Genomic DNA, 23600 nt, shown 5'->3' with positions numbered 1-23600 from the left:
GGCTTCGCTCCGCGCGTTGCGGAGGTGCGCTGTTCAGATGTCGTATCGGGCTTCTCGATGTCTGCGGCCAAAAGGTGGTCCTCCTGCGCCTCCGCGCTTCGGGTGAGCGCAGGCTCGTCAGCAAGTCGTCAGTCGCGCGCGCAAATGTTGCGGCACGTTGTGCGTTCTCCGCGAAGACGACGAGCCCGGGAGGCGATCTTCACGTCAGTCACCGGCGGGCTTCTTCGCCGATAACCCGAACGACGTTACCGGAAGATAACGATTCTGTCACCCTGCGAACCTGGCAATCCCCAGGATGAAGGTCGAAGGTCAGGCGGGGTCGCCGACCAGGAAGATGTGCGAGGCCAGCTCGACGGGCAGCTCCAGCCCCTCGTCCTGGCCCTCCATGCGGATCAGCACATAGCCCTCGTTGTAGCGGTAGTCGCCGCGCGCGCCCGGGACGACTCCCGCATCGCGAAGCTGCTCGAGCAGCTCGGGGTCGACCTGCGCGGGCTCGGCGAGGCGCCGCACCGTGCCGTCGATCGGCGCGCCGGCGGCGTCCAGCTTCTTGACCAGGCCGATGACGCCCTCATCGAAGGTGCGCGCGGGCAGGTCGCCGAGCTGATCGAGCCCGGGGATCGGGTTGCCGTAGGGCGACTCGGTCGGATGACCGAGCAGCTCGACCAGACGGCGCTCGACCTGCTCGCTCATCACGTGCTCCCAGCGGCAGGCCTCGTCATGCACGAACGCCCAGTCCAGACCGATCACGTCCGACAGCAGGCGCTCGGCGAGGCGGTGCTTGCGCATGACGTCGACAGCCTTGCGCCGCCCGGCATCCGTCAGTTCGAGGGTGCGGTCCTCGGAGACGACGACGAGGCCGTCGCGCTCCATACGGCCGACGGTCTGCGACACCGTGGGCCCGGAGTGCCCGAGGCGCTCGGAGATGCGCGCGCGCAGCGGAACGATGTTCTCCTCCTCGAGTTCGAGGATGGTGCGCAGATACATCTCGGTGGTGTCGATCAGGTCGGCCATGGAGTCCCTCCGAAGTCTTCTTAGGCAAGCCTACATTCCAGGTCCGACACCGGGCGTCACAGGGTCGGGAGGGCTTGATCATCGCCTCTACAATCGATCCATGGCGATCGAGATCCCCCGAGAACTCCTGCCCGTCGACGGCCGCTTCGGCTGCGGTCCCTCGAAGGTGCGGCCAGAGCATGTGGCCGCCCTCGCCGAGGTCGGCTCCTCTCTGCTGGGCACTTCGCACCGGCAGGCGCCGGTGAAGAACCTGGTCGGCAGCGTGCGCGAGCAGCTGGCGTCGCTGTTCCAGCTGCCCGAGGGCTACGAGATCCTGCTCGGCAACGGCGGATCGACCGCGTTCTGGGATGCCGCGGCCTTCGGCCTGATCGAGAACCGCGCGCAGAACCTCGTGTTCGGCGAGTTCGGCGGCAAGTTCGCCAAGGCCGCCGCCGCCCCGTGGCTGCAGGCGCCCGACGTGCGAAAGGCCGAGCCCGGCTCCCGCGTCGACGCCGAGATCGTCGAGGGCGTCGACGTCTACGCCTGGCCGCACAACGAGACCTCGACGGGTGTCGCGGCCCCGGTGCGACGGGTCACCGCCGAGGGCGCGCTGACCGTCGTCGACGCGACGAGCGCCGCCGGCGGCATCGACGTCGACATCGCCGAGACCGACATCTACTACTTCGCCCCGCAGAAGAACTTCGCCTCCGACGGCGGGCTGTGGCTGGCCGCCGCGTCGCCGGCCGCGATCGAGCGCATCGAGCGCATCGCCGCCGGCGATCGCTACATCCCCGAGTTCCTCAGTCTGAAGAACGCGGTGGACAACTCGCGTCTGAACCAGACGCTGAACACCCCGGCGCTCACGACGCTGCACCTTCTCGACAGCCAGCTGCGGTGGATGCTCGACAACGGCGGGCTCTCCTGGGCGGCATCCCGGACGGCCGAGTCCTCCGGCATCCTCTACGACTGGGCCGGGGCCTCGCCGGTGGCGACCCCGTTCGTCGCCGACCCGGCCGACCGTTCGCAGGTCGTCGTCACGATCGACTTCGACGACAGCGTCGACGCGGCGGCCATCGCGAAGGAGCTGCGCGCGAACGGCATCGTCGACACCGAGCCCTACCGCAAGCTCGGCCGCAACCAGCTGCGCATCGCGACATTCGTCTCGATCGAGCCCGACGACGTCCGACAGCTCACTCGGTCGATCGACTACGTGCTGGAGAACACCGCCGGCTGAGCGGCGCGCCCCGCGACTGACGACGAGGCCCTCCTGATCCGCGGATCAGGAGGGCCTCGTCGTCAGTCGCGGGGTATGTCTACTCTTCTTCGTCGGATGCCTCATCGTCGGCATCGCCGTCGTCGGAACCCTCATCGAGTTCGTCGATGTCGACGCCGTCCAGGTCTCCGGCGTGCAGCAGATCCGACACGTCGTCGTCGGAGTCGAGGTCGTCGTCCTCATCGGAGTCGGTCTCATCGCCGAGCTCCTCATCCGCGGCATCCTCGTCGGATCCTTCGGCGGCGGCCTGCTCTGCCAACTCGGCCTGGTGCGCGCGGTACTCGGCGAGGCGCTCTGCCCACGGCACCCAGTCCGGCGCGAGCAGCGCGCCGTCGCCGGGCAGCAGCTCGACCTCGAGCACGGTCGGCTCCGCGTCGTCGAGCTGTGCCACCGTCACGGTCCAGTACCACCCCGGATAGCCGGGCAGACGGTTCTCGAAGCGGAGCGAGACCGCGCCGTCGTCCTCGGCCGAGTACCCTGCGGCAGGCCCGACGGTCGCGGGAGCAGTGATCTCGTGCAGCGCGGCGAGCGCCAGCTCGCGGGATGCTGTGGCGAGAGTCTCAGGCGTCGAGGTCATCAGCGACCTTGCGGAGTACGGCCGCGATCTTGCGGCCCTGAGCGGAGGAGGGGTAACGGCCGTGCCGCAGGTCGCCGCCGATGCCGTCGAGCAGCTTCACGAGGTCTTCGACGATGATCGCCATGTCATCGGCCGGCTTGCGCTTCGCCTTGGCCAGGCTCGGCGGCGCGTCCAGCACGCGCACCGAGAGCGCCTGCAGACCGCGCTTGCCGTCGGCGACGCCGAACTCCACCCGGGAGCCGGACTTCACGGCCGCCCCCGCGGGCAGGGCAGAGGCGTGCAGGAAGACGTCCTGGCCGTCATCGGTGGAGATGAAGCCGAACCCCTTCTCGTCGTCGTAGAACCTGACCTTGCCGGTGGGCATGCGAACAACCTCTTCTGCTGAGAAAAACGAAGACGTCGCGCGGGTGCGCGACCTGTCCAGCCTACCGGGTGAGCGCGGCCAGGGCCGCGGGCAGGGACTAGTCTGAGAAGGATGAGCGCGCAGCGGAGAAGGCCGGACGACAGCAAGCCGACGGGTGACGTGCCCGACCTCCCGGTCCGCACGATCGACAAGGTGCTCGCGTACACCGCCCTCGGCCTGGCCGGGGCATCCGTGCTGTGCTTCTTCGCGATCATCATCGGCACGGCCTCCGGCATGAAGCAGGAGGCGTTCGCGCATGGCGCGTGGCCGATCATCGCCGGGCTGCCGCTGTACGGTCTGCCGATCGCCTTCGTGCTGATCATCGCGCTGCTGATCATGAGCATGGTCCGCCGAGGGCGCGCGGCGAAGCGGTCGTAGGGCGCCACGACATGAGCACTCATGCGCGTCCGCTGGCCGTCAGGCTGGCTGCGGCGAGTGCTGACGAGCTGAGTGCGCTGTTCCTGGCCCGCGGCATCAAACCGGATGCCCCGTGGCAGGACTTCTTCGACGCTGCCGAGGCGCTGTACGAACCGGCCTCGATCGAACGGGCCCTGATCGCGCTCCCCCTCTCGGATGCCGCTGCCCTGCTGCGCGCGGCAGGCGGCGACGCCGCACCGGTGCCCCATCTGACGGCACTCGCGCTGCAGGACCCGACCGGCGCCGTCCCGGTCCCGGTCACGGAGCAGCTGGACGGACGTACGCTGCCGGATGCCGCGGACGAGCAGCCTCAGGCGCCCACCTCCGCCGGCGACTCCGCGCCCGTCGCCGAGCGCGCCTTCACCACTGCGTCACGCGTCGCGGACATGCTCCTGGTGGCGCGGGAGACACCGCTGGCTCTGCTGGCCACCGGCTCGCTCGCTGCGGGCGAGAAGAAGCGTCTCGCCGAGGCCGGGATCGAGCACGATGCCGACGATCTGCGCACGATCGCCGAGGACGCCGGCCTGCTCAGCACGCACGACCGCCGGGTGCAGGTCACGACCGGATCGGATGCCTGGCTGGGCCTGCCCTTCGCCGCACGCTGGGCACGGCTGGCGACCGCGTTCCGCGAGGCGCTGCCCGCCGGCATCCGGGACGACGGCGGCGGGTGGCTGTCGCCTGCCATCTGGCCGCACGCCTATCCCTGGGACCCGTCCTGGCCGGACCGCGCGGCCGGGCTGCACCGCCGCGCGCGGCTGCTCGGCCTGATCGCGGCCGACGGCTCCGAGCCCGCGTGGGCCGCGGCGCTGCGAAAGGGCGCTGAGGCGGACGCCACCGCGCTCGGTAGCCTGGTGCCCGCCGAGGTCGACAAGGTCTTCCTGCAGAACGACCTGACCGCGATCGCGCCGGGCCCGCTGCAGCCGGGTCTCGAGGTGCGGCTGCGCGGCATGGCCGAGCGCGACTCCGCGCAGTCCTCGTCGTACCGGTTCACCGCGGAGTCGGTGAACCGCGCCCTCATCGAGGGCGAGACCGAGGCATCCGTCCTGGAGTTCCTCGCCGACCTCTCGCTCACCGGGCTGCCCCAGCCGCTGTCGTACCTGGTCACCCAGACGGCACAGCGGCACGGACTCGTGCGCGTCTGGGCGTCGGACAGGGGAACCGTCGTGACCAGCAGCGACCCGCACCTGGTCGAGGCGATCGGCATCGACCGCGGCCTGCGCCCGCTCGGCCTCACAGCCGAGGACGGCATGCTGGTCTCGCGCGTCAGTGCGGAGACCGTGTACTGGGCGATGGTGGACGCCCGCTACCCCGCGACGCTGGTCGACGCCGAGGGCAGCGCGATCTCCATGCGCCGTACTCCGCCCGTCGAGTCGGCCGTCGCCGCGCTCCCGTCCTACGACGACCTGATCGCGCGACTGCGCGAGAGGCAGGGGCCGGATGCGGATGCCGCGTGGCTGGACCGCGAGCTCGAAGCGGCCGTGCGCGCGAAGGCGCTGCTGATCGTGGAAGTGGGGATGCCGGACGGCTCGACCCGCGAGCTCCTCCTGGAGGCCACAGGTCTCGGCGGCGGCCGTCTGCGCGGCCTCGACCGCGGGGCGGATGTGGAGCGCACGCTGCCGGTGCGCAGCATCCGCGCCGTGCGCCTCGCCGACGTGCCGACGCCCGGCTGACGCGCGACAGGTAGACTGGACAGCTATGTCTGACGGCCCTCTCATCGTCCAAAGCGACCGCACCGTGCTGCTGGAGGTCGCGCACGCCGATGCCGAGTCCGCACGGCACGAGCTCGCGATCTTCGCCGAGCTGGAGCGGGCCCCTGAGCACATCCACACCTACCGGATCACCCGGCTCGGCCTGTGGAACGCCCGCGCGGCCGGGCACTCCGCCGAGGACATGATCGAGACGCTCGACCGCTGGTCGCGCTTCCCCGTGCCGCCGTCGGTGGCCGTCGACCTGCGTGAGACCGTGAACCGGTACGGCCGGCTCGTCATCGAGCGCGACGACGAGGGCACGCTCATCCTGCGCTCCACCGACCCGGCCGTGCTCACCCAGGTGGCGAGCAACAAGCGCATCCAGCCGCTGCTGATCGGGCACCCCTCCCCCGACACCTTCGTCGTGGATGCCTGGGCGCGCGGGCAGATCAAGCAGGAGCTCCTGAAGATCGGATGGCCGGCCGAAGACCTCGCGGGCTACACGCCGGGCACCCCGCACGAGATCGACCTCGACGAGGACGGCTGGACCATGCGGCCGTACCAGCACGACGCGGTCGACGCCTTCTCGAAGGACGGCTCCGGCGTCGTGGTGCTGCCCTGTGGTGCGGGCAAGACGATCGTGGGAGCCGGAGCGATGGCTGCCACGAAGACCACCACCCTCATCCTCGTGACCAACACGGTCTCCGCGCGGCAGTGGCGCGACGAACTGCTCAAGCGCACCTCGCTCACCCCCGAGGAGATCGGCGAGTACTCCGGTCAGACCAAGGAGGTCAAGCCGGTCACCATCGCGACGTACCAGATCCTCACCGCGAAGCGTAAGGGCCAGTACGCCCACCTCGCGCTGCTGGACGCTCTGGACTGGGGCCTCATCGTCTACGACGAGGTGCACCTGCTGCCGGCCCCGGTGTTCAAGCTCACCGCCGACCTGCAGGCCCGCCGTCGCATCGGCCTGACTGCCACGCTGGTGCGCGAGGACGGTCGCGAGGGCGACGTGTTCAGCCTGATCGGACCCAAGCGCTTCGACGCCCCGTGGAAGCAGATCGAGGCGCAGGGCTTCATCTCCCCCGCCGCCTGCTACGAGGTGCGCGTCGACCTGCCGCCGGGAGACCGTCTGGAGTACGCCGCGGCCACCGACGACGAGCGCTACCGCCTGGCGGCATCGGCCCCGGCGAAGATCCGTGCGGTGAAGGAGCTCATCGAGAAGCATCCCGACGAGCAGGTGCTGGTGATCGGGCAGTACCTCGACCAGCTCGACGTGCTCGCCGACGCCCTCGGCGCTCCGCAGATCACGGGGGCGACGCCGGTGGACGAACGCGAAGTGCTGTATCAGCAGTTCCGCACCGGCGAGATCAAGGTGCTGGTCGTCTCGAAGGTCGCGAACTTCTCCGTGGACCTGCCCGAGGCATCGGTCGCGATCCAGGTCTCGGGCTCGTTCGGCTCCCGCCAGGAGGAGGCGCAGCGTCTGGGCCGGCTGCTGCGCCCGAAGCAGACCGACCACACGGCGAGCTTCTACACGCTGGTCGCCCGCGACACCGTCGATCAGGACTACGCCCAGAACCGGCAGCGTTTCCTCGCCGAGCAGGGGTACAGCTACACGATCATGGACGCCACCGACCTGCAGGCGGCCTAGGCGCGGGGTTCCTCACCGGGTCTCAGCCCGCACCGCCAACAGGGCGCTGCGAGGTCGTCGAGCAGTGCCCCGCACTCGGGGCACACCCGGGCGAGCCAGCAGGCGGCGTCGCCGCCGTCCTCGTCCTCGTCCATGTTCCGGATGCTACCCCTGCGGAAGCACCCCAGGGACCGGAGCCGAGGGCGGCGCGAGCTCGACTCGTCGCACCGTGCGGGTGCGTGCGAGCGGCGTGCGCCGCTGCATCCACTCGACGGCCCCCACGCTCGCGCCCAGCACCAGCACCGACACGAGCAGATCGACCGGTCCGCCGCCGGACGAGTTGGCATCCGCCAGCCCGAACGACGACAGCACGAAGATGCTCACGTTGTTCACCACGTGCAGCGCGATGCCGGCTTCCAGACCGCCGGTGCGCCAGGCGAGCCAGCCCGCGGCGAGCGCGAAGGCCGCGACGCTGAGCAGGCCCCACACGTCGTACAGGTGACCGAACACGAACAGCGGCAGGGGCAGCAGGATCGCGAAGGCGGGGTGCTTCAACCAGGATCCGACCGCCTGCATGAGGAATCCGCGGAAGACGTACTCCTCGGTCGCCGACTGCAGCGGCACGAGCAGGATCACCAGCAGCAGCATCGGCCACGGCCCGGCGGTGACACCGGCGACGAAGAGGTCCTCGCCCTGCGCCAGCGAGACTCCCATCGAGACGCTCGTCTGCAGCGCGAAGATCGCGGCAGCGAGGCCGAGACAGCGCAGCATCCATCCCCAGCGCAGCCGTCCGGTCACCGAGGAGAGCAGTCCGAGACCGCGCCCGGCGACGATCCTCGAGGCGATCAGCAGGGCCGGCAGCAGCAGGATGATCGAGAGCATCGCGACCACGAACGTCACCGGATCGGCCAAGTCCATACCGCCGCTGCCTGCGACCTGCGAGAAGGCCTGCATGACCTCGGGGACGAATGCGGCCATGACCGCGAACGGGACGACGAGCACGATGATCGTGCCGACGTACAGCGCGAACCCGAGCAGCCCGACCAGGATCGGACGCCACCAGCGCGGCTCGCGGCCGCGAGCGAGGTTCAGGCGGTGGTACTCGGCCTCCTCGACGATCTCCACGATCTGGGGGCCCCACCCCGGCACCGGCATGGCCGGCATGCCCTCGGGCATCCGCGGCGCGGGCGGCGGAGGGGGCGGGAACGGGATCGGGTTCGAGAATCCGGGAACGGGGTCGTTCGAGGGAAGCATCCTTCGATCATCGCGGATCAGACCGGCCCCCGCTGGCCATCGCCCCGTCGCTCGTCGGCGGCCGCCAGTCGACGACCGGGATCAGCTGGCGGATCGCCGTGTCCGAAGAGAGCCTGCCCACCGTGCTGAGAAAGGTGTCCCGCAGCGTCCTGATCACCGGACTGCGCAGCAGCGCCAGGGTTCCCATCCGGTGAGAGCGCCGCACGACGTCGGCGGTCCGGCGGTGGCGCGCGGCGGTGTATCCGGCCAGGTCCTCCGGGACGTCCAGTGCGTGGGCGAGCACGACGGCGTCCTCGATCGCCTGGCAGGCCCCCTGCCCGAGGAACGGAGCCATCGGATGAGCCGCGTCCCCGAGCAGAGCGACCCTGCCACGGTGCAGTGCGGGCAGCGGCGCGGCCAGCTCGGCGATGTCCCCGCGCAGGACGGAGGCCGCCTCGGCCGACTCGATGAGCTGCCGGATCGGAGCGTGCCAGTGTCCGAAGCGTCGCAGCAGTTCCGCTCGCTCGTCATCCGCTGCGCGCTCACCGGCAGGCGCGACGGCAGCGGCATAGAAGTAGGTGCGGTCATCGGCGAGCGGAACCAGCCCCACCACGCCCGCCTCGCCCCAGGTCTCCCCGGCCTGCACGGCAGCGGACGCGGCGACGATGAACCGCCAGGCGGTCCATCCCGTGTACCTCAGACCAGGATGCTCGGGGAAGAGCACCTCGCGCGCGGCCGAGTGCACCCCGTCCGCCGCCACGACCAGTTCGGCCTGCTCATCACCCTCGCCGGTGCGGACGACGGCCGAGTGTGCCGCATCACCGACGTCGACCACGACGGCCGACGTGTCGGAGTGCAGCGGGACGTCGGACGCGGCCTCGCGCAGGATCGTGGCCAGACGAGCGCGCTCCAGCACCACCATCGGATCTCCGAACCGCGCCTGCACGGCCGCAGCACTGGTCCGCGCCAGGTACCTGCCGTCGGCGCGGCGCAGCCCGCCGTCGCCCTGAATGGCGGCAAGGTGCCGCACGGTGTCGCCCGCCCCGAAAGCGTCCAGCGCTCGCAGTGCGTTCGGCATCATCGCCAGCCCTGAACCTGCGGGCCCCGGCCATGGTCCCTTCTCGTACAAGCCCACCGACCAGCCCCGGCGACGCAGTGCGGCCGCCGCCGCGAGCCCGCCCAGTCCTGCCCCGATCACGATCGCGCGTCGCTGAGACATGTCGACCTCCACCTCTTCCTTCATGAGACGGCGGCTATCGGGCCGCGATCGTGGCGATGATGCAGACGGCGAGGCACGGGAAGAACACCAGCGCCGAGAAGAGCGCATGGAATCTGGTGCGCCGGCCGAGGCTGCCCGAGAGCGCCACGCCGATGGCCGGTCCGTAGTCCCTCAGCCCGGGATTCGTCTCGCCGCGCACCGCCCGGGCACGGCGCACCATCGTCGCGTCACCGAAGCCGATGAACACGGCGAGCACACCGAGACCCGCCCAGGCCCACCCGACTCCACCGGTGACGATGAAGACGATCCAGACCACGGCGAAGGCGATCATCGCCGTCGCATGCGTCAGCACGAGCCCCCGATTCCTGCCCTTCGCATGCCGCGCCCACGAGACGAGCAGCGACACCCCCACCGCGGCCTGCACCACCCAGGCGGCGAGCACCATGTATCCCATGCGCACATTTTACTACGTTCATAGTGTCCTGACTACTACGAACATAGTGTTATGCTCACGGCATGGCCACGACCCGCGAACGCGCCCTCGAGGCGGCCGTCCTCCTCGTCGGCGAGCAGGGAGTGCGCGCGCTCACCCACGGGCGCGTCGACACGGCCGCCGGACTGCCGAAGGGCTCCACATCGAACTGGTTCCGCACCCGCGACGCGCTGATCGCCGGCGTCCTGGTGTGGATCGCGGAACGCGAGCGCGCAGACCTGACCGCCGCCATGGCTCCCGTGCAGACCCCCGACGAGCTCATCGACGTGCTGACCGGCGTGCTCGAGGATGTCACCGGGCGGGACGCAGCGCGCACGCGGGCGCGGTACGCGCTGTTCTTCGAGACGGCGAACGCACCGGGCGCGCGGCCGTCGATGCACGATCAGCGATCGATGTTCGAGAGCTGGACCAGCGACCGCCTCGCACTGCTCGGCGCGCCTGATCCCGTGCTCGCCGCCCGAGCGCTTCTCGCCACCAGTGCCGGCATCATCGTCAACCGCCTCACCGTCGCACCCGACGCACCGATCCGCCCCGCCGTCGAGCTGGTGGTGCGCGCCGCGCTGCCGCCGAGGTGACCACGACTTCACCGGGTCATCGCCGCCGATCCGGTGACAATCAGACACGGGATGGGTGGAGTCACCATAATGGGGGCATGACTGATGCGCGCATCCTGGTCGTCGACGACGAGCCGAACATCCGCGACCTGCTCTCCACGGGTCTCAGCTTCGCCGGATTCCAGGTGAAGACCGTCGCCAACGGGGCGGCCACCATCTCCGCGGTCCTCGAAGAGGAACCGGACCTCATCATCCTCGATGTGATGCTGCCCGACATGAACGGCTTCAGCGTCACCAAGCGGCTTCGCGGCGCGGGTTTCACGGCGCCGATCCTGTTCCTCACCGCGAAGGACGACACGCAGGACAAGATCGAGGGGCTCAATGCCGGCGGCGACGACTACGTCACCAAGCCGTTCAGCCTCGACGAGATCGTGGCGCGAGCGCAGGCCATCCTGCGGCGAACCATGCAGGCCGACGAGGAGTCCGTGATCCGCGCAGGCGAGCTGTCCATGGATCAGGACACGCACGACGTGTTCGTGGGCAAGGTGCCGATCGAGCTCAGCCCGACCGAGTTCAAGCTGCTGAAGTACCTGATGCTCAACCCCAACCGCGTCCTGTCCAAGGCGCAGATCCTCGACCACGTGTGGGAGTACGACTTCAACGGCGACGCCGGCATCGTGGAGAGCTACATCTCCTACCTGCGCCGGAAGATCGACCCGCACACGGAGGAGTCGCTGATCCAGACCAAGCGCGGCTTCGGCTACATGCTCAAGGTCGGCAAGACCGTCTGATCCGGCCCGGAGCACTCCATGGCGCACAGATCTGATGCCGTCACCTCCTGGTGGCGGCGCATCAGCCTGCGCGCCAAGGTCACGGGGGTCACTGTCGCGGTGCTCGCACTGGGGCTCCTCGTCGCCGGGATCGGCACCGTCCCGATCCTGCGCAACGCGATGATCGGAAACATCAACGCGCAGCTGCCCGGCCTGGTCTCGACGAGTCAGGCCGACCGGTTCTTCGTGGTCACCAACGAGGGCGGCAAGCCGGCGTTCACACCGCGCGACGGCGCGGTCGCGCGTGCCGACTACTTCGCGGCCTTCTACGACACCACGGGCAAGAAGGTCGCCGAGGCCGGCGGCCAGCCCGGTGCGGAGCGGCCGATCTTCCCCGAGACCTACACTCTGGCGGAGGCGCAGTCCGCCGCCGACCAGGTGATCCCGCTGCGAGGCGAGGACGGCGGGGCGTTCAGCGCCGCCGCAGCGACCCAGGCCGCAGTGGGGGCCTCGGTCACCTATGTGCAGGTCGTCGCACTCCCGCTGGACGAGGCGGACCGGATCGTGGCCACCTACTTCGGCGTGTACACGACCGTCGCACTGGTGACCATCCTGATCGCCGCGCTGCTCACCCGTGGTCTGGTCACACTGACGTTCCGACGCCTCGGACAGGTGGAGTCCACGGCGATGTCGATCGCCGCCGGCGACCTCAGCCAGCGCCTCACCGATCTCGAACCGACCACCGAGGTCGGCCGGCTCAACGCCGCGATCAACACGATGCTCGACCGCGTCGACGGCGCGATCGCGCAGCGGGACCGCACCGTGCAGCACATGCGCCGATTCATCGGCGACGCCAGCCACGAGCTGCGCACTCCCCTGGTCAGCGTGCGCGGCTATGCCGAGCTGTACCGCATGGGAGCCATCCGCGGGGACGAGGACGTCGCCAGGGCGATGGAGCGCATCGAGAAGGAGGCCATCCGGATGGGCGCGATGGTCGAGGACCTGCTCGCACTCGCGCGCCTGGACGAGGACTCGGGACGCTCGCTCGAGATCGTGCCGCTCGACCTGCGCCCGATCGCCCGGGACGCGGCACTCGACATGCGGGTGACGGCTCCCGCGCGCACCGTGACCGTCGTGGACACCACGGTGGATCAGGCCGCTGAGCCCGTCATGCCGCCGCTCGCGCCCACGCCGCCTGCTTCGGACGCGCAGAAGCCGGCGAGGACGAAGGATGCCACGACGCGGGGCCCGGGCACGCGCGGGCTGACCGGTGCGGCGCTCGCGCGTCTGCGCCGCCGTCCGCGTGCCGAGGTCGTGCCTCAGATCGATTTCCACGAGACGCTCGACATCCCGGTGCGCACGCCTCCTATCGTGCTCGGCGACGAGAACAAGGTGCGGCAGGTGGTGACCAACCTGCTCGGCAACGCCCGCCGGTTCTCCCCCGAGGACAGCCCCATCGAGATCATCGTCGGTGTGGACCGGCTGCGCGGGATCGGCACCATCGCGATCGCCGACCACGGTGAGGGGGTACCCCCTCAGATCCGGGAGCAGATCTTCCAGCGGTTCTGGCGCGCCGACACGTCACGCGCCAGGGAGACGGGCGGCTCCGGCCTCGGCCTGGCGATCGTGTCATCGATCGTCGAGGCGCTGAACGGCTCCGTGCGCGTCGAGGAGACCCCCGGTGGCGGTGCGACGTTCATCGTCGCCCTGCCGCTGGCGCCGGCGAGTGCGACGCCCGAGCATCTGCTCGAGGAGACTCAGCCGATCGAACCGCTGGATCTCTGAGCACCACTCTCCCTCCCCGATCAGGGTCTTCCGCCGTTCTGTCCCGGATGCCGGGATTCCGGCGTCTCCGTGTGCACACCGCGCTCTAGCGTCGGAAGCCCTACGAGAGGAGATCCCCATGTCCGTCTTCACCGTCGACACGGAGGCCGTCCACGCCGCGAACGGCGCGACGCGCGCCACGATCGAGCGCCTGCAGTCCGAATCGGCCGCGCTGATGTCTCAGCTGACCCAGCTGCAGTCGTCGTGGACCGGGAGCGCATCGGTCGCGTTCCAGCAGTGCAGCGAGCAGTGGCGCGGCGCGCAGATGCACGTCGAGCAGGTGCTGGCGTCGATCGGCACCGCGCTCGGGACGGCGGCCACGCAGTACGCCGATGCCGACCAGTACTCCGCGAACCTGTTCCGCTGACCCCCCAACCCCCACGCGGAACGCAGAACGCCCCCGGACTCGAGAGAGCCGGGGGCGTTCTGTCAGTGAGGATGGATCAGAAGTCCATGCCGCCCGACGGGTCTGCCGGCATCGCCGGAGCCTTCTCGGGCTTGTCGGCCACGACCGCCTCGGTGGTGAGGAACAGGCCGGCGATCGACGCGGCGTTCTGCAGCGCCGAGCGGGTGACCTTGGCCGGGTCGATGATGCCCTGCGCGAACATGTCGCCGTACTCGCCGGTCGCGGCGTTCAGGCCCTGGCCCGCGGGGAGCTCGGAGACCTTGTGCGCGACGACGCCGGCCTCGAGGCCCGCGTTGATGGCGATCTGCTTCAGCGGAGCCTCGATGGCGACGCGGACGATGTTCGCACCGGTCGCCTCGTCACCGACGAGCTCGAGGGTGTCGAGCACCTTGGCCGACTGCAGCAGCGCGACGCCACCACCGGGGACGATGCCCTCCTCGACGGCCGCCTTCGCGTTGCGGACGGCGTCCTCGATGCGGTGCTTGCGCTCCTTGAGCTCGACCTCGGTGGCCGCGCCCGCCTTGATGACGGCGACGCCGCCGGCGAGCTTGGCGAGACGCTCCTGGAGCTTCTCGCGGTCGTAGTCGCTGTCGGTGTTCTCGATCTCGCGGCGGATCTGGGTCACGCGACCCTCGATCTGCTCGGCGTCACCGGCGCCCTCGACGATCGTGGTCTCGTCCTTGGTGACGATGACCTTGCGCGCACGGCCGAGCAGGTCGAGCGTGGTGTTCTCGAGCTTGAGGCCGACCTCTTCGGTGATGACCTGGCCGCCGGTCAGGATCGCGATGTCCTGCAGCTGCGCCTTGCGACGGTCGCCGAAGCCCGGGGCCTTGACGGCGACGGACTTGAAGATGCCGCGGATCTTGTTCAGCACCAGAGTCGCGAGAGCCTCGCCCTCGACGTCCTCGGCGATGATGACGAGCTCCTTGCCGTCCTGGATCACCTTGTCGACGACGGGCAGAAGGTCCTTGATGTTGCCGATCTTCTGGTTCGCGATGAGGATGTACGGGTCCTCGAAGACGGCCTCCTGGCGCTCCGGGTCCGTGACGAAGTAGGGGTTCAGGTAGCCCTTGTCGAAGCGCATGCCCTCGGTGAGCTCGAGCTCGGTGCCGAAGGTCTGCGACTCCTCGACGGTGACGACGCCCTCCTTGCCCACCTTGTCGATGGCCTCGGCGATCAGGGCGCCGATCTCGGGGTCGGCGGCGGAGATCGACGCGGTGGCGGCGATCTGGTCCTTGGACTCGACCTCCTTGGCGGTGGCGAGCAGGTCGGCGGTGATGGCCGCGACGGCCTTCTCGATGCCCTTCTTCAGGCTGATCGGGTCGGCGCCGGCTGCGACGTTGCGCAGACCCTCGCGGACCAGCGCCTGGGCGAGGACCGTGGCGGTCGTGGTGCCGTCACCTGCGACGTCGTCGGTCTTCTTGGCGACCTCCTTGACGAGCTCCGCACCGATCTTCTCGTACGGGTCGTCGAGCTCGATCTCCTTGGCGATGGAGACGCCGTCGTTCGTGATCGTGGGGGCGCCCCACTTCTTCTCGAGCACGACGTTGCGGCCGCGCGGGCCGAGGGTCACCTTGACAGCGTCGGCCAGGGTGTTCAGGCCGCGCTCGAGACCGCGACGGGCCTCCTCATCGAAAGCGATGATCTTTGCCATGAGTAGTGTCGTCCCTCCTGGACGTAGACGTTGGGGTTTAGCACTCACAGTGAGCGAGTGCTAACGCCATTCTGGCACTCGCCTATGGAGAGTGCAAGCTGCGGAGGTGCTACTCGGCGGGGGTCTCCGAGCCCGCGGCGGCGCGGTCCATGCCGATCACCACGGCGAGCTGCTTGCCGCCGGTTTCGTTGTAGTCCTTGTAGGCGTCGCTCTGCTGCACGTCCGCGCCGCCGATGACGCCGGCCAGCCCGAGCGCGGCCTCCTTGTCGGCGGGGTCGGCGTAGTACACGGTCGTCGTCGGGAAGTCGCGCGTGGAGGCGTCGATGCTGGAGATCTGGCCGCCCTTCCACCCCGCCTTGATCAGCTCATCACGCATCGCGCCGTCCAGGCCGTCGTCCGGAGTGCCGTTGAGGATCAGCACGGCGTAGGACGTGTCCACCTTGCCGGCGTCCTCCGGCGCGGGCGTCGCGGCCTGACTCGGCCCGGCATCGCCGCCGAACGAGATGCGGTCCATGGCCACCAGTGACCCGAAGATGCCGAGGACGACGAGAACGAGCACCGCCGCGGCGGACCACAGCAGCACGATCCATCCGTTCATGCCCGGAACCTCGGCGCGGTGCGCTCCGACACGTCCTGTGGCGTGCGGGACGTCGTCGAATCGATCACTGCTGGGCTTGGACACCCCTCGATGCTAGGGCATGTCCTCTGTGAATCGCCGCCTTCGCGTCAGCCGACGAAGCCGCGCATCCTGGCGACCCGGCGATCGGTGCGCGCATCGCGGATACGGCGCAGACGGCGCACCAGCAGCGGGTCGAACTCCAGCGCCTGCTCGGTCTCGATGAGACGCCCGAGCAGCTGGTAGTAGCGTGCGGGGCTCATCCCCAGCTGTGTCCGGATCCGCTCCTCCTTCGCGCCGCCGTGCCGCGGCCAGGCGGCTTCGAGGGCGAGGATCGCGCGATCGCGATCGGTGAGGTCTCCGAGCATGGCCTCAGGCTACGCGGCATCCTGCCAGGCATCCGCGCGCCACTCCCATCGGAGGGAGGGAGAATGGACACATGGCTTACGACGTGGAGAAGACCGAGGCGGAATGGCGCGAGGAGCTCGGCGACGCCGAGTACGCGGTGCTGCGCGAGGCGGCGACCGAGCGCCCCTGGACGGGCGAGCTGCTCGACGAGAAGCGCGACGGGCTGTATCGGTGCGGCGCCTGCGGCGCCGAGCTGTTCCGGAGCGGCACGAAGTTCGACAGCGGATGCGGGTGGCCGAGCTTCTACGAGTCGGTCCGGCCCGAGGCCGTGACGCTGATCGAGGACCACACGCTGGGCATGGTGCGCACCGAGGTGCGCTGCGCCGCGTGCGGCTCGCATCTGGGCCATGTCTTCCCCGACGGCTTCGGCACGCCCACCGGCGACCGCTACTGCATGAACTCGCTGGCGCTGTCGTTCAGCCCGACCGAGTCGTGAGCGCGCTCGACGCCGTCGTCGCCAGGAAGTCCTGGTCGAAGGTCGACGACACCGCGCCGACCCACGCGCAGCTGCTGCCGCTCGTCGCCGCGGCGGGCCGGGTGGCCGACCACTCGTCCCTGCGCCCGTGGCGGCTGATCGAGCTGCGCGGCGACGACCGTGAGCGGCTGGGCGCCGCGATCGCGAAGGCTCAGGGCGATGACAAGCCGTCGACGAAGCCGCTGCGCGCGCCGCTGCTGATCGCCGTCGTCGTGAGTCCGCGCAAGAGCGAGAAGGTGCCGTACTGGGAGCAGGAGGCCGTGGCCTCCGGCGTCGCGCACACGCTCAGCCTTCTGCTGGACGAGGCGGGCTGGGGCGTGATCTGGCGCACCGGCCACTACACCCGCTCGAAGGCCGTCGCGAAGGCGCACGGGCTGAAGAAGAAGGAGCAGCTGCTCGGCTGGCTCTACGTCGGCGGCAAGCCCGCAGGCAAGGAGGGCGGGCGCCGCAAGGGGATCGACGCCGAGAGCGTGCTCGGACGGATGCCGCGGGACGACGACTAGCGCGCTGCGCGGTGGCGCGGCAGAGCGACGACCACCGAGGCCACGGCGACGGCGACCATCGTGATCAGCTGCCAGGGCGCCGGCCCGGCCGGCAGCGGCCACAGGAGGTCGATCACGATCGACGTGGTCAGCTGGCCGAGGACCGAGCCGAGACCGAGCAGCAGCACCCCCGTGTGGGCGACGAGGAACGCACCGAGCAGGATGTAGGCGAAGCCGAGCAGTCCGCCGAGATAGAGCCACGGCTCCGTGGGCAGCGGGCGTGGCGGGCCGTCGAGCGCCATCGTCACGACCGCCGCGACGAGCAGCACGATCGTCCCGGCGATGAAGCTCATCAGCGTCGCGGTGAGGGGCGACTCCACCCGCTGCGCGAGCCTGCCGTTCGCCGCTGCCTGCCATGCGATCCCGGCGCCCGCCAGGAACGGCAGCAGCAGGAGCCAGAGCGGCGCTGAGGCCAGCACTCCCCCGCCGAGCGAGACGCCGACGGCCGCGAGGGCCAGCGCGCCTCCCGTCACGCGCCCCGGCGTGACCGCCACCACGCCCGCCGGCCCGACGCCGATCCGGTCGAGGACGAGACCGTGCACGGTCTGCCCCGCGACGACGCCGACCGTGAACAGCGACACGCCGAGCACACCGGCGACGAGCCCCTGAGTGGAGACGGTGAGGGCGCCGCAGGTGCCGCCGAGCAGCATCCAGAACGGGATGCTGCGGCCGCGCACGCCCGAGACGAGGCGGCGCACACCGGCCCGCCCCGAAGGCATCGCGGCGATGACGACGACGAGGAAGACCAGCCCCACGAGGAACGAGACGAGCCCGGCGACGACCCCGTCGCCGAGCCGAACGCCCAGCACGCCGTTGATGCGCGCCTGCACGGCGGTCATCATGCCGATCGCGACGGTGCCGCCGAGAGCGACAGCTGCGGGCAGACGAGGCGTTTCGGTCACCGATCGACCCTATCGGCTCGTCGTCGGAGGTCGGGCCGTCCTCCGTCCGGACAGATGCAGGACGGCGGGCGAATGCCGCTGATGCGACATCCGCCCGCCTGCTGGAGTCCGCCTACTACTTCGTGAGGGCGAACTTCACGGTGCTCGCGTTGCCGAGCGTGTCGTACAGGACGAGCGTGTTCTCGCCCTCGACGCCGCCGAACGCACCCGGCTTCACGAAGTTGAGGTCGGACCAGACGTTGTCCGTCAGATCCTTCTTCACGCCGTTGAGGGTGAGCCGATCGACTTTCGCCGCGTCGTTCAGTTTGAACGACACCAGGCTGTAGACGTCGTCGGCGCCCACGGTGAACTGCGCCCCGCTCTTCACCGAGGCGGTGGGACCGGTGGTGTCGAGCGTGAACCTCACGGTCGTGGCGTTGCCGGCGACGTCGTAGACCACGAGCGTGTTCGCACCCTCGACCGCGCCGAACTGACCGGGCTTCACGAAGTTGAGGTCGGACCAGACGTCGTTCGTCAGATCCTTCTCCACCCCGTTGAGCGTCAGCCGGTCGATCTTTCCGTCGTCCTGCAGCTTGAACGAGACCCTGCTGTAGCGACCGTCAGAGCCCACCGTGAACTCGGCACCGTCCTTCACCGTCACCGTCGGAGCCGTGGTGTCGGTCCGCTCGGGGATGACGGTGAGGTCGCGGATGCGTCCGAAGTTGTCGAACGATCCGAAGCCGACGCGCCCCTCGGAGAAGGTCTTGTCGTTCGCCGTGAGCAGCGGCCGGTCGATGCCGTCCACGTATACCGCGATGTCGCCGCTGTCCGCGCACCGCACCAGTCGCACGTCGTGCCACTGCTCGTCGGTGATCGCCGGCGGAGCACCGACCTTGCCGTCCCACTGGTCGTCGATCCGCTCGCGGTCGGCATTGTTCACCTTGAAGATGCCGTTGTGCGGATAGATGGTGTTGTCCTTCGACAGGTGGGCGTAGTAGTACTCCTTGTCCGACTTCCATCCGAACACGAGGATCACGTCACGGTTGTTGACGGATGCCTTCTCGTCGATCCTGACCTGGGCCGACAGGTCGAACGATCCGAGCTCGGGCCCCTCATCGAGCACTGCATACTCGAAGGGACGACGGATGCCGTCACCCGGGTCGGTCCCGGGCTCCTTCAGCACGACCTCGTCACCGGGGAACTCCCACTTCGCGGGCGTGCGCGGCGTCCAGTCGTCCGCCGACATCACGTCAGTGATCGGCTCTCCGTCCGGTGTGCACGTCGGCGGCTCGGGATCGGGTGTCGTCGTCGCACCGTACAGCGCGTACTGCGCGGCGATCTGCTCCGAGGTCGGCACGGTGTCGAGGATCGAGATGTCGTCCATCCGCCCGTTGAACGGGTTGGCCTCACGCGTGTTCTGCGGGAAGCTGCCGCCGATCTTGATCCCGGCCGGATCGGTCTTCGAGACCGGGCCCGAGCCCCAGGGGTTCGCCGAGGTGTACTTCCCGGCGAGCTCCTCGCCGTTCATGTACAGCTTCATCTCGCCCTTCGAGAAATCGAAGGTGGCTGCCAGATGCACCCACTTCCCCTTCTCCAGGATCTCGTCCCACGGCTTGTCCGCAGCGAAGGTCCACGACTTGCCGCCGTCCACCCGCCGCCCGAGGGCCACGAGCTTCAGTTCGTCTCCGACTGTGATGACCTCGAGCAGGGCTCGCACGTCGTGGCCGTTGGAGCCGCCGGAGAGCACCCCGGCAAGTCCGATGGCGTTGTACACGTCATCCGGATCGGTCGTGCCGGAGTTCGGCGTCGGATGGTCGCCCGTCGGCTTGAACCAGCCCATCACGCTGATCTTGTCGGTGTCGCCGAGCCGGGAGAGCGATTTCACGCCCGCCGCGTCGTAGACACCGGCCTTCCAGTCGTCATCGGATGCCGCATCCGGGCTCATCTGCTGGGTCTGCAGCGCCTTGCCTGCTCCCGGATATGCGCGATCGGCGACGCGCATCTCGACGCCGCCGTTGACGAGCGAGATGTTCGTGCCGCTCTGGCCCTGGTCGGTCTCGACCTTCGCGTCGGTAGTCGATGCGTGGTCGAAGTCGTACTTCGTCACGAGATTCGGTGCGAGTTCGGGCAGCACGAACGGAGGCACCTCGACCTCGGCGTCGTGCGCTCCGGTCACCTTCCAGATCTTCCCGACGGCCTTCGAGATCAGGTACAGCTCGCCGTCGGCATCGGAGCCGAACCGCAGGTCGACGCGCTTGTCACCGACGAGCTCCTGGAACGTCGTCTCCGCACCGTTCGCGAACACGCGCAGCTGGGAGATCTTCGCGAGGTCCGCGATGTCGCCGTCGTTGCGCACCATCTTGTCGGCGTCGGTGGAGAGCACCCATCCGCGCACCAGATCGGTGAACAGATACTTGCCCTTCAGCCCGGGGATGTCGCCGCGATAGACGAACCCGCCGTTCACGGCCACTCCGGCATCGCCGGTCTGGCCCGGGTCGCGGTTGTGGTCGTATGCGGCGACCGGGTACGTGTATCCGTTCTTGGCGTCATCGGCCGGCAGCGGATAGATCTGACGGTTCTCGGCGACGAACGGCCCCTCGCGATCCGACCAGCCGAAGTTGTCGCCGGGCTCGACGGCGTAGATCGACTCCACCTGCCATTCGCCGATGTGGCCGAGGTACATGGTGTGGTCACCCTCGGGATCCCAGCTGATGCGGTGCGGGTCGCGCATGCCGTAGGCGTAGATCTCCGGCAGCGCCTTCGCGTCGTCGAGGAAGGGGTTGTCCTTCGGGATGCCGTACTCGCCGTTCGCGCTGTCGCGTCCGGCCGGGTTGATCCGCATGATCTTGCCCTGCGGGGTCGCGAGGTCCTGCGGGTTGCCGTTGCCGACGCCCGTACCGCCGTCGCCGACGAGCACGTACAGGTTGCCGTAGTCGGCGTCGCCCTTCTTCACCGTGGGGTTGAAGGAGATCTGCTGCACGGTGTGCACGCGACCGCCGAACGGGATCCGCATGATCTCCCGGCTGCTTCCGCTGAAGATGTTCGCGGAGGGGTCGTCGGCGGTCCACTCCGTGATCACGCTGTGGAACTCGGTCTTGCCGAACGCCGGGAAGTCGGGAGTGTCCTCGGTCAGCGCCGTGCCGCCCTCGGTGTGCACCGTGTAGAACCTGCCGTTGTCGGCGAAGTCCGGATCGAACTCCGCTGCTCCCAGTCCGGTGCCGAGGCCCGCGCTGTTGTGGAAGTTGTCCAGGAACCTGCTGCGCACGTCGAGATACGGCGAGTACTCACCGGTCTTCTTGTCCACCAGGTACAGCGTGCCGTTGTTGTCCGGCACCATGAGCCGCCCCGACCCGTCGGGGAGTTCGTCCAGGTGCGTGATCCGGTTGTAACGCACAAGCCGCGGATCCTGCGTCGCGGGTGTGGTGTGCGACTCGGGCAGCTGAGCCAGTTCGGTCACCTCGATCCCGAGCGTGGACAGCTGGGGGTCGGGAAGCGGGTTGAGCAGCGGATCCGCCGGGGCCTCGCCCGGCGCGCAGTCGCCGGGGTTCCCGGTCGCGATGTCGAGATTCTGGCCTGTCGTGTCGACCGCGACGTCATCGAGCATGAGGCGACCGGTGCTCGAGGCGCCGTTCTTCCAGAAGAACCGGTCGAGGTCACCGTTCACCGCCTGACGGAAGCCGAACTGCTGCTCGGAGCCCTCGGGAAGCCGGGTGAGCTTGTCGTAGGCACCACCCTGGCTGTAGACGCTGATCTTGTCGGCGGCATTGTCGGCGACGATCCAGACGCACTGCCAGGAGTTCTTGGCCCAGGAGCCGACCGGAGTGAATTTCCCGCCGTCGCGGGCGAGCAGCACATCGTCGTTCTGGTTGTTCACGTACGCGCGGCTGTGCGTGTAGTCGTTCGGCGCATCCACGTCGGTGACTCCGAACGAGGTGTCCACGCTGCCGATGCGCATGAAGCGGAAGAAGAGCGTGCCGGTGGTGCCGTCCTTGATCGGCGGGATGGCGCGGACCGCCTGCTGCGTCCCGCCGACCGACTCCAGCACCTGATTGTTGCCGTTGAGCGGATCGGCGATCACCTTCACAGCGGAGGATGCTGTCCATCCGTCCTGTCCGTCCAGGGCCGTGCGCTGGTACTGCTCGAAATCGAGCACCGCCGTGAACGGGCTCGCAGCCGCAGCGGGAACGGCTGTCAGGGCGACGCCGGCGATGGCGGCCGCGGCGACGGCGGCCGCGACCTTCCTCCCCCGGGATGGACCGGATCGCCGGGCGGCGTTACCGCCGGTTCTGCTCGGAATCGAATGTGATCGCTCGTGCATCAGAAACCTCTCAACGTCGTCGTCGGTGGTGGCGTGCCGCCGTGATCCACTGCCCTCCCGCCGTGAGACGGGGAGACGAGCCGATCACGAAAGCGCTTTCGCAAGCGCTTTCGTCACTATAGTGAGACGGCGAGAGCGAGAGCAAGGCCATAATCAGAAGATGCGGGGCCGCACCGTCCCCGCTCAGAGGGGGTCGCGTGGGACGTGCCGGGGCACCGCGCCTCATCGACGTGGCCGAGGCCGCCGGGGTCTCGCTCGCGAGTGCGTCACGTGCGATGACCGGTCGGCCGGGCATCTCGGCCGAGGTCGCCGCCCACGTGCAGCGCGTGGCCAAACGACTCGGTTACGAACCGAATCTGCACGCAAGAGGGCTCGCCGGTGGCCTGGTGCCCACGATCGGCCTGGTGGTGAACGAGATCGGCGATCCGTACTTCGCCGAGATCGCCAGCGGCGTGATCCGCAGCGCGGATCAGGCATCGCGATCGGTCCAGATCGCGCAGGCCGAACGCGCGCCCGCTGCCGAACTGGCCCAGGTGAAGTCGCTGGTTCGTCAGCGGATCGGCTCGATCATCATCGCCGGCTCCGGCTACGCCGATGCCACCAGTGAGCGGGCGATGTCCAGAGCCCTCACGGAGTTCGCGCACGCCGGCGGACGCGCCGCCGTGATCGGGCGGCACAACCTGCCGGTGGACGCCGTGCTGCCGGACAACCACGCGGCCGGCGTCTCGGTGGGTCGCCACCTGGCCGAACTCGGCCACCGCCGGATCGGCGTGGTCGCCGGCCCGGAGGGTCTGAGCACCGTGGCCGACCGCCTTGGCGGGATCCGCGAGGGCATCCAGGGGACCGGGGCCGCGCTGACCGTCGTCCCCCAGGAGTTCACGCGCGAGGGAGGGATGGCGGGCGCCGCGCATCTCCGCGGCACCGATGTGACCGCGATCATCGGGCTGAACGATGCGATGGCGATCGGCGTGCTCAGCGAGCTGCGACGACACGGCCTGCGGGCTCCGGAGGATCTTTCCGTCGTCGGCTTCGACGACATCGCCGTCGCCGCCGACGTCGCCCCGGCGCTGACAACCGCCCGCATCCCCATGTTCGAGATGGGACGGCACGCCGTCGCGCTGATTCTGCGCCCCGCCAGCGACGAACCACGCACCATCGCCACCGATCACGAGCTCATCATCCGCGAGTCGTCGGGTCCCCCCGCGAGCGCCTGAGGTCGGCGTTCCGAG

General features: G+C 69.4%; 22 protein-coding genes. 11 read left to right on the top strand and 11 right to left on the bottom strand.

The genetic code is table 11. The annotated features are described in order from the left end of the window. Positions 1 to 309: 309 nt before the first annotated feature. Positions 310 to 1011, bottom strand: coding sequence for a metal-dependent transcriptional regulator (locus tag ACFVAE_RS16325; protein ID WP_378894382.1), 702 nt, complete (start codon positions 1009 to 1011; stop codon positions 310 to 312). A 100-nt stretch (positions 1012 to 1111) separates the two neighbouring features. On the opposite strand from ACFVAE_RS16325, the gene serC reads away from it, so the two are divergent. Then, positions 1112 to 2224 carry a phosphoserine transaminase gene (gene serC, locus ACFVAE_RS16320; RefSeq protein ID WP_378894379.1) on the top strand — a complete coding sequence of 371 codons (1113 nt, stop codon included), beginning with the start codon at positions 1112 to 1114 and terminating at the stop codon, positions 2222 to 2224. Between the two features lie 79 nt (positions 2225 to 2303). Here serC and ACFVAE_RS16315 read toward each other — a convergent pair whose 3' ends face one another. Further along, positions 2304 to 2840 carry a DUF3027 domain-containing protein gene (locus ACFVAE_RS16315; RefSeq protein WP_378894376.1) on the bottom strand — a complete coding sequence of 179 codons (537 nt, stop codon included), beginning with the start codon at positions 2838 to 2840 and terminating at the stop codon, positions 2304 to 2306. After that, complete coding sequence (locus tag ACFVAE_RS16310) at positions 2824 to 3204, bottom strand: cold-shock protein (RefSeq protein ID WP_378860030.1); 381 nt, start codon at positions 3202 to 3204, stop codon at positions 2824 to 2826. Before ACFVAE_RS16310 ends, ACFVAE_RS16315 begins: the two co-directional genes overlap by 17 nt. A 111-nt stretch (positions 3205 to 3315) precedes the next feature. Here ACFVAE_RS16310 and ACFVAE_RS16305 point away from each other — a divergent pair, with 111 nt between their 5' ends. From ACFVAE_RS16305 to ACFVAE_RS16295, 3 genes are read left to right on the top strand one after another with little or no spacing between them, the layout of a single operon-like run. Next, entirely contained in the window at positions 3316 to 3621 is a 306-nt protein-coding gene (locus ACFVAE_RS16305; protein ID WP_378894373.1) for a multidrug ABC transporter ATPase, read from the top strand. Between the two features lie 11 nt (positions 3622 to 3632). Further along, complete coding sequence (locus ACFVAE_RS16300) at positions 3633 to 5330, top strand: helicase-associated domain-containing protein (protein ID WP_378894371.1); 1698 nt, start codon at positions 3633 to 3635, stop codon at positions 5328 to 5330. A 25-nt stretch (positions 5331 to 5355) separates the two neighbouring features. Beyond that, the gene (locus ACFVAE_RS16295; RefSeq protein ID WP_378894368.1) at positions 5356 to 6999 is read left to right on the top strand and encodes a DNA repair helicase XPB; all 1644 of its coding nucleotides are present in this window, start codon (positions 5356 to 5358) and stop codon (positions 6997 to 6999) included. Between the two features lie 144 nt (positions 7000 to 7143). Here the strand turns inward: ACFVAE_RS16295 and ACFVAE_RS16290 are convergent, their stop codons facing one another. From ACFVAE_RS16290 to ACFVAE_RS16280, 3 genes are read right to left on the bottom strand one after another with little or no spacing between them, the layout of a single operon-like run. Next, positions 7144 to 8232 (bottom strand): CPBP family intramembrane glutamic endopeptidase, encoded by a 1089-nt coding sequence (locus ACFVAE_RS16290; protein ID WP_378894365.1) that lies wholly within the window; start codon positions 8230 to 8232, stop codon positions 7144 to 7146. Positions 8233 to 8239: 7 nt separating this feature from the next. Beyond that, positions 8240 to 9430, bottom strand: coding sequence for an FAD-dependent monooxygenase (locus tag ACFVAE_RS16285; RefSeq protein WP_378894362.1), 1191 nt, complete (start codon positions 9428 to 9430; stop codon positions 8240 to 8242). 34 nt (positions 9431 to 9464) lie between these two features. Further along, positions 9465 to 9884: a hypothetical protein gene (locus tag ACFVAE_RS16280; RefSeq protein WP_378894360.1), complete on the bottom strand. Its 420-nt coding sequence runs from the start codon at positions 9882 to 9884 to the stop codon at positions 9465 to 9467. Positions 9885 to 9946: 62 nt separating this feature from the next. Here ACFVAE_RS16280 and ACFVAE_RS16275 point away from each other — a divergent pair, with 62 nt between their 5' ends. The 4 genes from ACFVAE_RS16275 (at position 9947) to ACFVAE_RS16260 (ending at position 13438) form a co-directional block, all read left to right on the top strand. Beyond that, positions 9947 to 10498 (top strand): TetR/AcrR family transcriptional regulator, encoded by a 552-nt coding sequence (locus ACFVAE_RS16275; RefSeq protein WP_378894357.1) that lies wholly within the window; start codon positions 9947 to 9949, stop codon positions 10496 to 10498. Between the two features lie 77 nt (positions 10499 to 10575). Next, positions 10576 to 11268 carry a response regulator transcription factor gene (locus ACFVAE_RS16270; protein WP_236125319.1) on the top strand — a complete coding sequence of 231 codons (693 nt, stop codon included), beginning with the start codon at positions 10576 to 10578 and terminating at the stop codon, positions 11266 to 11268. An 18-nt stretch (positions 11269 to 11286) separates the two neighbouring features. After that, complete coding sequence (locus ACFVAE_RS16265; RefSeq protein ID WP_378894355.1) at positions 11287 to 13032, top strand: sensor histidine kinase; 1746 nt, start codon at positions 11287 to 11289, stop codon at positions 13030 to 13032. Positions 13033 to 13150: 118 nt separating this feature from the next. After that, entirely contained in the window at positions 13151 to 13438 is a 288-nt protein-coding gene (locus tag ACFVAE_RS16260; protein ID WP_378894352.1) for a WXG100 family type VII secretion target, read from the top strand. 76 nt (positions 13439 to 13514) lie between these two features. Here ACFVAE_RS16260 and groL read toward each other — a convergent pair whose 3' ends face one another. The 3 genes from groL to ACFVAE_RS16245 form a co-directional block, all read right to left on the bottom strand. Then, on the bottom strand, positions 13515 to 15131 hold the full coding sequence (groL, locus tag ACFVAE_RS16255) for a chaperonin GroEL (RefSeq protein WP_378894349.1): 1617 nt from the start codon (positions 15129 to 15131) through the stop codon (positions 13515 to 13517). Between the two features lie 109 nt (positions 15132 to 15240). Then, positions 15241 to 15813 (bottom strand): LytR C-terminal domain-containing protein, encoded by a 573-nt coding sequence (locus ACFVAE_RS16250; RefSeq protein WP_378894347.1) that lies wholly within the window; start codon positions 15811 to 15813, stop codon positions 15241 to 15243. A 44-nt stretch (positions 15814 to 15857) separates the two neighbouring features. Beyond that, complete coding sequence (locus ACFVAE_RS16245; RefSeq protein ID WP_378860087.1) at positions 15858 to 16115, bottom strand: DUF3263 domain-containing protein; 258 nt, start codon at positions 16113 to 16115, stop codon at positions 15858 to 15860. A 71-nt stretch (positions 16116 to 16186) separates the two neighbouring features. On the opposite strand from ACFVAE_RS16245, the gene msrB reads away from it, so the two are divergent. Both msrB and ACFVAE_RS16235 read left to right on the top strand, forming a co-directional pair. After that, a complete protein-coding gene (gene msrB, locus ACFVAE_RS16240; protein WP_378894344.1) occupies positions 16187 to 16591 on the top strand; it encodes a peptide-methionine (R)-S-oxide reductase MsrB in 405 nt (134 codons plus the stop codon). After that, on the top strand, positions 16588 to 17133 hold the full coding sequence (locus ACFVAE_RS16235; RefSeq protein ID WP_378894341.1) for a nitroreductase family protein: 546 nt from the start codon (positions 16588 to 16590) through the stop codon (positions 17131 to 17133). Before msrB ends, ACFVAE_RS16235 begins: the two co-directional genes overlap by 4 nt. On the opposite strand, the gene ACFVAE_RS16230 is transcribed toward ACFVAE_RS16235, so the two are convergent. Continuing rightward, entirely contained in the window at positions 17130 to 18074 is a 945-nt protein-coding gene (locus ACFVAE_RS16230; RefSeq protein ID WP_378894338.1) for a DMT family transporter, read from the bottom strand. The two genes, ACFVAE_RS16235 and ACFVAE_RS16230, sit on opposite strands and share 4 nt — an antisense overlap. 115 nt (positions 18075 to 18189) lie before the next feature. Next, the gene (locus ACFVAE_RS16225) at positions 18190 to 22371 is read right to left on the bottom strand and encodes a PQQ-dependent sugar dehydrogenase (RefSeq protein WP_378894335.1); all 4182 of its coding nucleotides are present in this window, start codon (positions 22369 to 22371) and stop codon (positions 18190 to 18192) included. Positions 22372 to 22568: 197 nt separating this feature from the next. Between ACFVAE_RS16225 and ACFVAE_RS16220 the strand changes: the two genes are divergently transcribed. Further along, complete coding sequence (locus ACFVAE_RS16220) at positions 22569 to 23585, top strand: LacI family DNA-binding transcriptional regulator (protein ID WP_378894332.1); 1017 nt, start codon at positions 22569 to 22571, stop codon at positions 23583 to 23585. Positions 23586 to 23600: the final 15 nt, after the last annotated feature.

Source organism: Microbacterium sp. NPDC057659, assembly GCF_042799915.1.
Lineage (GTDB): Bacteria > Actinomycetota > Actinomycetes > Actinomycetales > Microbacteriaceae > Microbacterium.
Note: the sequence above shows the minus strand (reverse complement) of the source record. Positions and strands in the feature narration are given on the sequence as shown.

Excerpts from the sequence above, each read along its gene's own strand:
- ACFVAE_RS16325 (WP_378894382.1), bottom strand. The coding sequence starts at position 1,011 with ATGGCCGACCTGATCGACACCACCGAGATGTATCTGCGCACCATCCTC.
- serC (WP_378894379.1), top strand. The coding sequence starts at position 1,112 with ATGGCGATCGAGATCCCCCGAGAACTCCTGCCCGTCGACGGCCGCTTC.
- ACFVAE_RS16315 (WP_378894376.1), bottom strand. The coding sequence starts at position 2,840 with ATGACCTCGACGCCTGAGACTCTCGCCACAGCATCCCGCGAGCTGGCG.
- ACFVAE_RS16310 (WP_378860030.1), bottom strand. The coding sequence starts at position 3,204 with ATGCCCACCGGCAAGGTCAGGTTCTACGACGACGAGAAGGGGTTCGGC.
- ACFVAE_RS16305 (WP_378894373.1), top strand. The coding sequence starts at position 3,316 with ATGAGCGCGCAGCGGAGAAGGCCGGACGACAGCAAGCCGACGGGTGAC.
- ACFVAE_RS16300 (WP_378894371.1), top strand. The coding sequence starts at position 3,633 with ATGAGCACTCATGCGCGTCCGCTGGCCGTCAGGCTGGCTGCGGCGAGT.
- ACFVAE_RS16295 (WP_378894368.1), top strand. The coding sequence starts at position 5,356 with ATGTCTGACGGCCCTCTCATCGTCCAAAGCGACCGCACCGTGCTGCTG.
- ACFVAE_RS16290 (WP_378894365.1), bottom strand. The coding sequence starts at position 8,232 with ATGCTTCCCTCGAACGACCCCGTTCCCGGATTCTCGAACCCGATCCCG.
- ACFVAE_RS16285 (WP_378894362.1), bottom strand. The coding sequence starts at position 9,430 with ATGTCTCAGCGACGCGCGATCGTGATCGGGGCAGGACTGGGCGGGCTC.
- ACFVAE_RS16280 (WP_378894360.1), bottom strand. The coding sequence starts at position 9,884 with ATGGGATACATGGTGCTCGCCGCCTGGGTGGTGCAGGCCGCGGTGGGG.
- ACFVAE_RS16275 (WP_378894357.1), top strand. The coding sequence starts at position 9,947 with ATGGCCACGACCCGCGAACGCGCCCTCGAGGCGGCCGTCCTCCTCGTC.
- ACFVAE_RS16270 (WP_236125319.1), top strand. The coding sequence starts at position 10,576 with ATGACTGATGCGCGCATCCTGGTCGTCGACGACGAGCCGAACATCCGC.
- ACFVAE_RS16265 (WP_378894355.1), top strand. The coding sequence starts at position 11,287 with ATGGCGCACAGATCTGATGCCGTCACCTCCTGGTGGCGGCGCATCAGC.
- ACFVAE_RS16260 (WP_378894352.1), top strand. The coding sequence starts at position 13,151 with ATGTCCGTCTTCACCGTCGACACGGAGGCCGTCCACGCCGCGAACGGC.
- groL (WP_378894349.1), bottom strand. The coding sequence starts at position 15,131 with ATGGCAAAGATCATCGCTTTCGATGAGGAGGCCCGTCGCGGTCTCGAG.
- ACFVAE_RS16245 (WP_378860087.1), bottom strand. The coding sequence starts at position 16,115 with ATGCTCGGAGACCTCACCGATCGCGATCGCGCGATCCTCGCCCTCGAA.
- msrB (WP_378894344.1), top strand. The coding sequence starts at position 16,187 with ATGGCTTACGACGTGGAGAAGACCGAGGCGGAATGGCGCGAGGAGCTC.
- ACFVAE_RS16225 (WP_378894335.1), bottom strand. The coding sequence starts at position 22,371 with ATGCACGAGCGATCACATTCGATTCCGAGCAGAACCGGCGGTAACGCC.